The organism is Phycisphaerales bacterium (assembly GCA_035627955.1).
Lineage (GTDB): Bacteria > Planctomycetota > Phycisphaerae > Phycisphaerales > UBA1924 > JAEYTB01.
Genome location: DASPKU010000023.1, coordinates 67,449 through 78,683 on the forward strand (window position 1 = coordinate 67,449; position 11,235 = coordinate 78,683).

At 67.0% G+C, this 11,235-nt stretch carries 11 protein-coding genes and 1 tRNA gene; 8 read left to right on the top strand and 4 right to left on the bottom strand.

The window, feature by feature from the left end; genetic code table 11:
* Nucleotides 1-80: 80 nt before the first annotated feature.
* From VD997_18140 to VD997_18155, 4 genes are all read left to right on the top strand, one after another.
* Nucleotides 81-153: transfer RNA gene (locus VD997_18140), tRNA-Ile, on the top strand.
* An 8-nt stretch (nucleotides 154-161) separates the two neighbouring features.
* Nucleotides 162-434, top strand: a complete 273-nt coding sequence (locus VD997_18145; protein ID HYE63917.1) for a hypothetical protein — start codon at nucleotides 162-164, stop codon at nucleotides 432-434.
* A 317-nt stretch (nucleotides 435-751) separates the two neighbouring features.
* On the top strand, nucleotides 752-1,171 hold the full coding sequence (locus VD997_18150) for a hypothetical protein (GenBank protein HYE63918.1): 420 nt from the start codon (nucleotides 752-754) through the stop codon (nucleotides 1,169-1,171).
* A gap of 282 nt (nucleotides 1,172-1,453) precedes the next feature.
* Nucleotides 1,454-1,894 carry an MmcQ/YjbR family DNA-binding protein gene (locus VD997_18155; protein HYE63919.1) on the top strand — a complete coding sequence of 147 codons (441 nt, stop codon included), beginning with the start codon at nucleotides 1,454-1,456 and terminating at the stop codon, nucleotides 1,892-1,894.
* A gap of 159 nt (nucleotides 1,895-2,053) precedes the next feature.
* On the opposite strand, the gene VD997_18160 is transcribed toward VD997_18155, so the two are convergent.
* Nucleotides 2,054-2,248, bottom strand: coding sequence for a CsbD family protein (locus tag VD997_18160; protein HYE63920.1), 195 nt, complete (start codon nucleotides 2,246-2,248; stop codon nucleotides 2,054-2,056).
* Nucleotides 2,249-2,648: 400 nt separating this feature from the next.
* On the opposite strand from VD997_18160, the gene VD997_18165 reads away from it, so the two are divergent.
* The 3 genes from VD997_18165 to VD997_18175 all read left to right on the top strand — a co-directional run bounded on the left by VD997_18165 (nucleotide 2,649) and on the right by VD997_18175 (nucleotide 6,037).
* Entirely contained in the window at nucleotides 2,649-4,436 is a 1,788-nt protein-coding gene (locus VD997_18165) for an NEW3 domain-containing protein (GenBank protein HYE63921.1), read from the top strand.
* Between the two features lie 100 nt (nucleotides 4,437-4,536).
* Nucleotides 4,537-5,340 carry a DinB family protein gene (locus VD997_18170; GenBank protein ID HYE63922.1) on the top strand — a complete coding sequence of 268 codons (804 nt, stop codon included), beginning with the start codon at nucleotides 4,537-4,539 and terminating at the stop codon, nucleotides 5,338-5,340.
* 295 nt (nucleotides 5,341-5,635) lie between these two features.
* Nucleotides 5,636-6,037, top strand: a complete 402-nt coding sequence (locus VD997_18175; GenBank protein HYE63923.1) for a hypothetical protein — start codon at nucleotides 5,636-5,638, stop codon at nucleotides 6,035-6,037.
* Nucleotides 6,038-6,107: 70 nt separating this feature from the next.
* On the opposite strand, the gene VD997_18180 is transcribed toward VD997_18175, so the two are convergent.
* Nucleotides 6,108-6,923 (bottom strand): hypothetical protein, encoded by an 816-nt coding sequence (locus VD997_18180; GenBank protein HYE63924.1) that lies wholly within the window; start codon nucleotides 6,921-6,923, stop codon nucleotides 6,108-6,110.
* A 117-nt stretch (nucleotides 6,924-7,040) separates the two neighbouring features.
* On the opposite strand from VD997_18180, the gene polA reads away from it, so the two are divergent.
* Complete coding sequence (gene polA / locus VD997_18185) at nucleotides 7,041-10,076, top strand: DNA polymerase I (protein HYE63925.1); 3,036 nt, start codon at nucleotides 7,041-7,043, stop codon at nucleotides 10,074-10,076.
* 130 nt (nucleotides 10,077-10,206) lie between these two features.
* Here the strand turns inward: polA and VD997_18190 are convergent, their stop codons facing one another.
* Complete coding sequence (locus VD997_18190) at nucleotides 10,207-10,758, bottom strand: TIGR00730 family Rossman fold protein (protein HYE63926.1); 552 nt, start codon at nucleotides 10,756-10,758, stop codon at nucleotides 10,207-10,209.
* A 180-nt stretch (nucleotides 10,759-10,938) separates the two neighbouring features.
* A partial coding sequence (locus VD997_18195; GenBank protein HYE63927.1) for a hypothetical protein occupies nucleotides 10,939-11,235 on the bottom strand: 297 nt, incomplete at its 5' end.

Below are 11,235 nucleotides of genomic sequence, written 5' to 3' on the forward strand. Positions count from 1 at the left end.
CCCTGGGCTTTCGACCGCGACGAACCCGAGGCCCCGCGCACCCGCGCGGGGCCTTTTCTTTCCCTACGCTTGACGGCCGCGGCCCCGTAGCTCAGCGGTTAGAGCAGGGGACTCATAATCCCTTGGTCCTCGGTTCGAATCCGAGCGGGGCTACTTCACGCATGACGCTTCGCGAAGCCATCGACAACGCCGACCGGCTTCCCGATGACGCGGTCATCTTCGCGACCGATCCATGGAACGCAGACGCCGCGGTGCACCTGTTCAAGAACGACGACGAGGGCTCCGCAGCACCGAGGATCATCGACGGCCGTAGCTTCAGCTACTTCCTCGAGGTTGACATCATGCGCGACTTCATCAAAACCCTCCGCTCGTCCGACTTCCCGCGAGTGCAAGTCTGCGAGCGCGTGATCTACTACGCCACCTACGACGCGTGAACCCCGCGTGCCATGGCGACGTCTTCGTCGCTATGTGCCTCCCGCCGCGTACGCGGCGCACGGTCTTAGCCGGGGGTGGCGCTTCGACACCCCCGGTTGACGACGCCCAATGCTCTTCGCCCCAGCGGGGCGAACGAAGGTTGCCATGGGCGGCTCTGCACCCCCGGAGTCGATCAAGACAAGGACTCAATGCCTTGGCTCCGGTTGGGCACTCGGGGAGAGGTGCGGCAAAGCCGCGCACCCCTCCCCCCGGTGCCCAAAGTCCCGGGGCCGTTGGCAAAGGCATGCTCGTCGCATGCAACCGACTAGCATCCGCCATGACCCCGCCCGAGGCTTCCCGCTTTGCGCCCCTCGACCGCGCGATCTCCACGTACACCACGGCCCTTCTCAAGCGCGGGTTCGCGCCGGTGTCGCAGTTCGAGGACATGGACCGCGGGTACGCCGAACGCACCTACATGCTCGACCACATCGTGCTCAAGGCCATCTACGAGCGGGGGCTGGCGTACCTGGAGATCGGGTGCTCCGACGAACCCGATCGGATGGTCGAGGCCTCTGGATTCCGCGATCTGCTGGACCCTCCGGCACAGGGGCATTGGAGCCTGGGCATGGGAGGCGCGGCCGCGTTCATCGACGCACACTGGGACACCGTCTATGACCTGCTCCGCCCGTCGAACTGGCCTCAGGCCCGTGCGAGGATACTGGGATTCCGGCGGCACCTTGCACAGGGTGGGCAGTGAATACAGGCCTGAAGCACTTCGTCCCGAGCACGCCGTTGCATGCGACCCCAAAGACCGTTCGGAACGAGCCCCGAACGCAGTGAGGGGTCTCCTGCCAGCGGCGCACGTCGCTGACCCGTCACTTCGTTCCGGGCTCGTTCCGAACGCTACTGCCGTCCATCACACCGCCGAAGAGTCCGGAGTCGCCGTGCAGACCGTAATCGTTTTGCAGAGACACTGCATCTAATCCCCCTGCGAGCCCCGCGTTCTCCGCGAGAGAGTGTTCCCTGTTAGTCTCAGGGCATGGCGAAGAAGACCGTGCGCAAGGCCGCTCCCCGGAAGAAGCCCGTCACGAAGAAGGGGGCGAAGGCGGCCCCCACCCCTACCGCCGCCGCGGGCTACGAGACCGCCCCCATCCCCACGTTCTGCCGCGCCCTCCCCGGCACCACCTTCGACATCAAGTGGGGCGACAACTACTGCGCCTGCGTGGGCGGAAAGCTGTACTGCGTGGTGGAGACAGGCGATCCCACGCTGCCGGGGTTCAAGTGCGACGACATCGAGTTCGAGCGGCTCACGAAGCGCGAGGGGATCATCCCAGCGCCCTACGCGGCCCGCCACGGCTGGGTGAAGTTCACCGACCCGAAGGCGCTCCCCAAGCGCGAGCTGGAGGCGTGCATCCGCCGCAGCTACGAGCTTGTCGTGGAGAGCCTGCCGAAGAAGGTGCGCGAGAAGCTGGCCCAGTAGAGCGACGCAACCTGAGCACAATGAACGACGCCGGGACTGAGGCGCCTCGCCGAAGTCCCGGATTGGGGCGCGACACACCGCGCAGAGCCAGTGCCGCCGCCAATCCGGGACTTCGCTCAGAGCCGCTCAGTCCCGGCGTCGTATTCAAAACGCTTCAGCTCAGGGCTCGTTCGCCCGCCGGTCCTCGGCGCGGAACTCGTCCTTCACGCGCCCGAACGCGTCCTTGACGTGCCCCTTCGCCTTGTCCACGTGCCCCTCGGCCTCCAGGCTCTTGTCGCCGGTGAGCGTGCCAAGCCCCTTCTTGACCTCGCCCTTGAGCTTGTCCGCCTTGCCGTCGATGCGATCAGGGTCCATGTGAGTGCCTCCTTGCGGCCGCGGGTGTGAAGGGTGCGGCCGAGGACAGTGTGGCCTCTGACGGTGAACGAGGCGTAAAGCGAAAACCGGAAAGCGAAGAGCAGGCACCGACCTCCACTCCGGGTTTCCAACTTCCGCTTTCCGCTTTCCGACTTCCGCGTTCCGACTTCCGCTTTCCGCTTTCACCCCCCGTTCGCAACCCGTTCCACGAACACCCCGCGCACACCCGCCCACACCGCCCCCGGTTTTGGCCGATTCTCACACCAGCACAGCGCTCGTGGTGGCACCCTCTTACGCGACACACAGCGGTCCCGCCCTCAACGGGGTGGCGGCGCGGGCTTTGACGGATCGAACCCCGGCGCATTGGCCGGACCAATCTCACCCCTGTAAGGAGCACGGTGTGCCTACTGAAAATACGACGTGGAACAAGCGGATCTTCTCCCGCGGCCTCTCGCCGCTGCTGCTGGTCGTCCTTGCGGGCTTGGCGACCGGCTGCGCCACCCAGGACAACCCGTACGAGAACCACGACGACGACTGGGGCACGCCCCGCGCCCGCCCGCAGCTGACCGTCGATGAGGCCAACCGCGGCTACATCACCGAGCGCCGCGAGGCCGTGGTCGTCGACCGCGACACCACCTACCGCGAGCCCGCGCCCGAGCCGCGCCGCGAGACCCGCACCGAGGCCCGCCGCGAGTCCACCACGGGCAGCACCATCATGTACTTCCCCACCGGCGACCGCGAGAGCAGCACGCTGATGGTCGAGCGCATCGCCCCCGCCGAGGTCGTCGTCGGCGCCCCCTTCCAGTACCGCATGCGCGTCACCAACCTCACCGACAACCCGGTGCGCGGCGTGTTCGTCTCCGAGACCAGCGACGAGGGCATCGAGATCACCGGCAGCAACCTGCAGCCCCAGCGCGGCGCCCCCTTCAACTGGAACGGCCAGTTCTTCAACCGCGCCGACAACGTGAACGCCTTCCCCAACGGTGAGAACGCCGAGGCGATGAACCGCAACGCCCTCACCTGGAACGTCGGCGACCTGCGCGGCAACGAGAGCAAGGTGATCGAGGTCGAGGCCCGCACCGAGAAGGCCGGCCCCTCCACCACCTGCGTCTTCGCCGGCTACAACCCCGAGGTGTGCGTGACCATGAACGCCGTCGCGCCGCCCAGCATCGCCCTGGCCCTGCGCAGCCCGCGCGAGGTCCTCATCTGCGAGGACATCCCGCTCCGCTACGAGGTGACCAACACCGGCGAGAGCCACGCTCGCGACGTCCGCGTCCGCGTCGACCTGCCCGAGGGCTGGCGCGCCCGTGACCGCGGCGCCGAGCTGCGCGTGGGTGACCTCGCCCCCGGCGAGACCAAGTCCATCGACTTCACCGCCCGCGCCGACCGGCCCGGCGAGTTCAACCTCGGCGCCGCCGAGGCCACCGGCGCCATGGGCGTGAACGCCCGCGCCGAGTCGGCCACCATCGCGGTCATCCAGCCCGAGCTGCAGCTTGACTTCGACGCGCCCGAGACGACCTACATGGGCCGCGACATGGGCAGCCGCATCACCATCACCAACCCCAGCAACATCCCGCTGCGGGACGTGCGCGTGACCGCCGACTTCCAGGGCGCCCGCTTCGAGGACGCCGGCGACCGCAGCGACCGCCGGGCCGGCAACAACACCTGGTCCATCGGCACCCTCGGGCCCGGCGAGTCCCGCCAGACCATGGTCCGCCTGAACGCCGAGCAGATCGGCGAGGTCCGCGGCCGCATCCGCGCCGAGGCCTACTGCGCCCAGCCGCAGGTGGAAGAGTTCACCACCCGCGTGGTGGGCATCCCCGCCCTGCTGCTCGAGGTCGTCGACGAGCGTGACCCCGTCCGCATCGGCGACGAGACGGTCTACACCATCCGCGTGCACAACCAGGGCTCGGCCGAGGCCACCAACATCACCATCCTGGGCGTCCTGCCCACCGGTCAGGAGTTCGTCGCGGCCCGCGGCTTCGGCGACACCAACGCCGGCGACGCCCGCGGCGGCCAGAACGTGCAGTTCAGCCCCCTCGCCCGCCTGGCCCCCAAGGCCACGGCCGAGTGGCAGATCCGCGTCAAGGCCACCGCACCCGGTGACGTCCGCTTCGGCGTCCGCATGACCGCCGACCAGCTCGACAGCCCGGTGGAGGAGACCGAGTCCACCAACCTCGTCGAGTAATCGACAGGTAGTCACTTCACTTCCAAGCAAACGTGCCACCGAGATGCCCTCATCTCGGTGGCTTTCTTTTCACCCGGCGCCCCGCCGCTACCATCCGCTCATGCACAACCACTCCTGCTGCGGCGGCCATTCGAAGTCCACCTCTTCCACCACCGCTAACGACGCCGCCACGTCTTCCTGCTGCAAGGGCGACGCCCACAAGCAATCCGGCGCCTGCTGCAAGGACCAGCCCACCGCGACCTCCGCCGCATCAGAGCCCAAGCCCTACGACCCCAAGGAACTCCTCGCCCACCTCAAGTCCCTCGACCCGGTGACGCTCACGATGCGCTACCGCCGCGGCATCGAGTGCATCGACCGGCGCGTCTTCGAGATGTCCGAGGAGCAGATCGACTCCGCCTTCCTCGCTGACCCCAACCCCGCCACCAACGTCGGCCAGTGGCCCGCCCGCGTCCTCGTCGGCCACGTCGCCGATGCCGAGGTCGTGTTCGTCGAGCGCATGCGCCGCTGCATCGGCGAGGAAAACCCCGTCGTCTCCGTCTGGGACGAAAACGCCTTCGTCGACTCCATGATCTACAACCACGGTCACAAGCAGTACAGCACCGACCCCCAGGGCGACCACGCCCGCGTCATGGCCGCGGTGGGCGGCCCGCTCGCCGTCATCCACACCCTCCGCCAGTGGACCGGCCAGTGGCTGCTCTCGCTCCCCGAATCCGCCTGGTCCCGCAAGATCATGCACCCCGAGCGCGGCGAGATGACCCTCAAGGACATCCTCGTCTACGCCACCTATCACCTCGAGCACCACGCCGTGTACCTCTCCCGCAAGGTCGAGAAGGTCCTCGGCCCGGCACCGGCTGAAGAAGCCGCAGCCGGCTCCTGCGGCTCCGGCTGTGGCTGCCATCACTGAGCTCGGAGTCGCAACGAGCCCGACGCGCCAGCGAGGGTTCCTGTGCTTCCTCTTTGCTCGCGCTCGCTCTCCCTACCCAGACCGAGGAGCTTCACAAACTCCTCCTGAACAAAGCCGCCACAAAGAGGACCGATCTACACGGAAAGGGGATCATGACTGATCCCTCTCCGTGTCACTCCGTCCCCACTCCGCCCTCTCCGTGTTCTGCCTCTTTTCCTGACAGCCCCGGGCGACCCCCTCCGCATGCAGTCTGCCGCACCACCGCGGCCAGCACCCTGCAAAAGGAGACTCACCCGTGAACACCCGTGCCATCCTCGCCTCCCTCGCCATCCTTATCGCCGGCGCCGGCCTCACCGCCCCCACCATCGCGGGCGGCGGCAGCGGCTCCAGCAAGTCCTCCGCCAAGGACAACAAGAAGCAGGACATCCGCCTCGAGGCCCGCATGCGCTCCGGCCGCATCGAGGCCAAGGTCGCCTGGCGCTCCGACCGCGGCCGCCTCAAGGTCCAGGCCGAGATCTACCGCGCATCCCCCAACACCACCTACACCGTCACCCACAAGGGCAAGGAGATCGCCAAGATCACCACTGACAACCTCGGCAACGGCCGCTACGAGCGCGAGCGGACCAACATCACCATGGCCGTGGGCGACTCGGTCGCCGTCGGCACCCTCAAGGGCACCCTCGCCCCCAAGAAGTAAGACGTTGACGCTCTTCCTTTCCTCCACGCAGAACCGGCGGCCCCCACCAGGCCGCCGGTTCTCTATTTGGTCAGCGAAGAACGCACGCGCGAGCGGAGCCGCACTCAGGGCACGCCACCGAACTCCCCACGAGGTCATACCCACAGTTGAGGCACACGCCCCGTCGCCTCCGTCCCACCCGAACGATCCCAAGCGCCGCGTTCCAGGCCGCGAACACTCCACCACCCCACATCAGAACGCTCAGTGGAAAGAGCCACGGGTGCGGCCAGAGCGGGATTGTGCCGTTCTGCGGGTCCTGCGAGTGCAGCTTTGTGTTGTAAGGTCCATACGGGCGTACGCGCGCAAGCCCCGACCACTTTGCCTCTCGCGCTGGAGAAGGGTTCACCCGCAGCAGCGAACGCATCGTCACAAAGGGCCACCCCGCTCCGCGCCCGCCGTACGCAACCAGGCCATCCTCCGTGGAAGGGATCGGACCGAGCCACGCAGGCCAGTGGGAGAACTGCTCCTCGCGCGTATCCGCCACACCATATCCGAAACGCCCCCACTTGCTCGCAAACGCGCCCTCGATGGCCGGCATCTTGTCAGGCCCCAGCAGCCATAGCGGGTCGCCGCGCGTCGTTCCCTGGAACGGCTCCCACGCGGGCCCCACGCTGTCTGGCGGTTGCCGCTCATGCACGGCCACGATGAACGTCTCGACGCCCCAGCGGCGCTCGTGCATCACTGTCCCTGTCAGTTCCGCACCATCCCCCGCGCTGCCGATCGTGAACAGGCCCTCGCGCACAGGCATCAATGAGGACAGGCGCACCGCCGCCGTCCACGCGATCGCCACGGTGACGACCACGCCCACCCCCGCGCACACCAGCACTCGCCTGACACCTCGCCTCATCGCGCCCAGTCTACCCCCAGCCGAGCGCTATCACTTCAGTTCTTCGCGCCTTCGCTCCCCCTTCGCGCCCTTCGCGTTCAAGCGGCCTTCTCCGCCCGCCCGCTACCCTGTTGCAGCATGCCGGCCACCCCCACCAAGACCCTCTACATCATCGATGGCTACGCCCAGTTCTTCCGCGCGTACCACGCCATCCGCACGCCCATGACCTCCCCGGTCACCAAGGAGCCGACGAACATGACGTTCGGCTTCATCGGCATGCTCTTCAAGCTCTTGAAGGCCGAGGGGCCCAACATCAGCAGGGCTGGCAAGCCCGACTACATCGTGCTCGCCCTCGACGTCGGCGGCGACAAGGAAACCTTCCGCAGCGAGCTCTACCCCGAGTACAAGGCGACCCGCAAGGAGCCGCCCGACGACCTCAAGCCCCAGGTCAACCGCTGCCTCGACCTGCTCAAGGAGATCGGCGTGCCGTTCGTCGGTGCCCCCGGCTTCGAGGCCGACGACGTGATCGGCGCGATGGTCTGCCAGTACCGCGAGAAGCACCCGGACCTCCGCATCCGCATCGTCGCCAAGGACAAGGACCTCAAGCAGCTCCTCGACATCCCGGCCCCCGGCGAGGAGCCTCGGGTGGAGATGTTCGATGTCCACACCGACACGCCCTTCGACGCCGCCAAGCTGATGGAGGAGACCGGCCTCCGCCCCGACCAGGTCGTCGACATGCTCACGCTCATGGGCGACAACGTGGACAACATCCCCGGCGTCGAGGGTGTGGGCGAGAAGACCGCCGCGCAGCTCATCAAGGAGTACGGCAGCCTCGATAACCTCCTCGCCAAGGCCGCCGAAATCAAGGGCAAACGCGGCGAGAAGCTCCGCGAGGCCGCCCCCACCCTCCCCCTCACCAAAACCCTCGTCACCCTCCGCTGCGACATCCCAGTCCCGCTCTCCCTCGACGAGGCCAAGGTCGAGAACCTCCGCCTCGACCGCATGCTCCCCATCCTCAAAGAGCTCGGCTTCAACCGCTACCAGGACGAGCTCAAGGCCATGCTCGGTGTCAAGCCCGACGCCGGGACTGAGCCGTCCTCGGCGAAGTCCCGGATTGGCGGCGACGCTGACTCGCGCACCAAGCCCGAGTCAGTCCTCTTCATGCCCGGCCCCAACAACCCCGCCCCCCCCCGCAAACCCCGCCCCACCAACGACGACCCCTTCCAGCACGGCCTCTTCACCGCCGACAAACCCGCCGAGCTCAAACAGGCCCAGTCCGGCGAATACACCTGCATCAAAACCAAGGACGATCTCGCGCAACTCGTCAAGGACCTCCAGCACGCCCCCATCATCTCCCTCGACACCGAGACCACCAGCCTCTGCCCCCACGACTGCAAGCTCTGCGGAATTTCACTCTCAACACGTGAGGGCACCGGCGTCTACATCCCCACCCGCTCCCCCGCTTCCTCCGAGCACCTCGACGCCGACACCGTCATCGCCGCCCTCAAGCCCATCCTCGAAGACCCAACCAAGCCCAAGTGCGGCCACAACCTCAAGTTCGATATCCAGGTCCTCCGCGCCCACGCCGTCACCCTCCGCGGCATCGCCTTCGACTCCATGGTCGCCAGCTACCTCATCGACGCGTCGCGTTCCTCCCACGGCCTCGACTCCCTCGCCCTCGCCCTCCTCGGCCGCACCAACATCTCCCTCAGCGACCTCATCGGCAGCGGCAAGAACATGCGCTGCTTCGACACCGTCCCCATCGACCAGGCCACCTGCTACGCGGCCGAGGACGCCGACGTCGCCCTCCAGCTCCACAACGTCATGCTCCCGCAACTCGAAGAGATGAATCTCATGCCCCTCTTCGAGGGCGTCGAGATGCCCCTCGTCGAAGTCCTCGCCGAGCTCGAGTGGAACGGCATCCTCGTCGCCCCCGCCGAGCTCGACCGCCAGCGCGTCCGCCTTCAGGGCCAGATCGAGCTGCTCCTCAAGCAAATCAAGGACGAGAGCCTCGCGCGCATCCACCGCACCTTCGACCCCAACTCCCCCTCGCAGCTCGCCAGCGCCCTCTTCAACAAGCCCACCGACGAGCCGCCGGGCATGGGCCTGAAGAGCGTCCGCAAGACCAAGACCGGCCATTCCACCGACGTCGAGGTCCTTGAGAAGCTCGCCCTCGAAGAAGAAACCAGCGGCGCCATCCCCCGCCTCATCCTCGAGTACCGCCAGCTCACGAAGCTCGTCTCCACCTACCTCGTCGCCCTCAAGGAGGCCATTCACAAAGACACCAAGCGCATCCACACCAGCTTCAACCAGACCGTGGCCGCGACCGGCCGCCTCGCCAGCAGCGACCCCAACCTCCAGAACATCCCCATCCGCACCGAGGTTGGCCGCGAGATCCGCAAGTCCTTCATCGCGCCCCCCGGGAAGGTTCTCGTCACCGCCGACTACTCGCAGATCGAGCTGCGCCTCCTCGCCCACCTCTCCCGCGACCCCGCCCTCATCGACGCCTTCCACCACGGCGCCGACATCCACACCGCCGTCGCGGCCCAGATCCACAACACCACGCCCGACAAGGTCACCAAGGACCAGCGCAACGGCGCCAAGATGGTCAACTTCGGCATCGTCTACGGCATCACGGCCTTCGGCCTCGCACGCCGCCTCAAGGTCAGCGAGCGCGAGGCCGCCACCATCATCGACGGCTACAAACGCCGCTTCTCCGGCATCACCACCTTCCTTCAGGAATGCATCGACCAGGCCCGCACCAACGGCTACGTCGAGACGATGCTCAAGCGCCGCCGCCCCATCCCCGACGTAGACAGCAACCAGCCCGCCCGCCGCGCCCTCGCCGAACGCCTCGCCATCAACTCCGTCGTCCAGGGCTCCGCCGCCGACCTCATCAAGCTCGCGATGGTGAACATCCACAAGGAAATGCAAGGCGGAAGTGGGATGCCGGAAGTCGGGATAAACCCGGCCTCTGACTCCGACTTCCGACTTCCGACTTCCGACTTCAAGATGCTCCTCCAAATCCACGACGAACTCGTCTTCGAGTCCCCCGAGTCCATCGCCAACGACGTCAAAGCCTTCGTCACCACCCGCATGGAGCAAGCCATGCAACTCTCCGTCCCTCTCAAGGCCGATGCCTACATCGCCAGGAACTGGTTTGAGGGGAAGTAGCTCCCGGGGACCCCGCCGCTCCGTTGCGGCCCGTCACTCGATGCCTGGGTGCCTCCTGCCTCGATGCCTCTCTTCACATTCAACATCTTCTGCTCCCCCTCCGCGTCCCCGCGTCTCCGCGAGAAGCCCCTCACATCAACGCGGAAACCTTCTCCATCAACCCCTCCACCGACGGATCAAACACAATCTCCGTCCGGTGGTTGAGCCTCAGAAACCCCTCCGTCTCAACGTGATCCAAAAACGCCATCAGCGAGTCGTAGTACCCGCCCGTGTTCAGAATCCCCACCGGCTTGCGATGGATCCCCAGCTGCGCCCACGCCAGGATCTCAAACATCTCATCCAGCGTTCCTAATCCACCGGGCAGCGTGACAAACGCGTCCGCCAGGTTCGCCATCATCATCTTCCGCTCGTGCATCGTCTCGACGATCTCGAGCTTCGTGATCCCCGTGTGCCCCAGCTCCCGGTCCACCAATAGCCGCGTAATGACCCCCGTCACCTCGCCCCCCGCCGCCAGCGCTCCATCCGCCACCGCCCCCATCAACCCCGCACGCCCACCCCCGTACACCAGGCCCAACCCGCGCCGCGCGATCTCTTCGCCTAATCCCCGCGCCGCTTTCTCGTACCTCTCCCCTCGCCCACAGCTCGCCCCACAGAACACCGCCACACGTCTCGTGACACCCATGGCCCAGTGTACACCGCGCTCCCCTCGGCTCACTCCGCCCTTCCGCGAACTCCGCGTTCTCTTCCGAACCAGCATAGAGCGCGGAGCTCGCGCGGCATCGCGAAGGCCGCGGAGATGAGATAAAGAAAAGGCCGGCGCCATCGCGGCGCCCCTTGAGCCTTCCTCAACCAAGCGTCCGTCTCAGCAGTTCCCGCCCCCCAGCACCCTGAAGAACGCCTCGATATCCGCGTCCGTCCCGATGTTCCCATCCCCGTTGAAGTCCGCAGCGATCACGCACTGCACCGCGCCCCCAACCGGGATCGTCGGCCCCGGCATGAATGCCCCGCCCGCGACGCACTGTCGGACGAACCGACTGTGGCACGCCGTGCGAGAGCTGTCGCCAGTGCCACCCGCCCGGTCACGCCCGCCATGCACCTTTCGGCACGTCCACTCATGGCGCCAGCCGCGCCACCTGTTGCCCTCCCCCCCCCCCCCCCC

Coding starts and splice junctions, on each gene's coding strand:
- VD997_18145 (HYE63917.1), top strand. CDS start 162: ATGACGCTTCGCGAAGCCATCGACAACGCCGACCGGCTTCCCGATGAC.
- VD997_18150 (HYE63918.1), top strand. CDS start 752: ATGACCCCGCCCGAGGCTTCCCGCTTTGCGCCCCTCGACCGCGCGATC.
- VD997_18155 (HYE63919.1), top strand. CDS start 1,454: ATGGCGAAGAAGACCGTGCGCAAGGCCGCTCCCCGGAAGAAGCCCGTC.
- VD997_18160 (HYE63920.1), bottom strand. CDS start 2,248: ATGGACCCTGATCGCATCGACGGCAAGGCGGACAAGCTCAAGGGCGAG.
- VD997_18170 (HYE63922.1), top strand. CDS start 4,537: ATGCACAACCACTCCTGCTGCGGCGGCCATTCGAAGTCCACCTCTTCC.
- VD997_18180 (HYE63924.1), bottom strand. CDS start 6,923: ATGAGGCGAGGTGTCAGGCGAGTGCTGGTGTGCGCGGGGGTGGGCGTG.
- polA (HYE63925.1), top strand. CDS start 7,041: ATGCCGGCCACCCCCACCAAGACCCTCTACATCATCGATGGCTACGCC.
- VD997_18190 (HYE63926.1), bottom strand. CDS start 10,758: ATGGGTGTCACGAGACGTGTGGCGGTGTTCTGTGGGGCGAGCTGTGGG.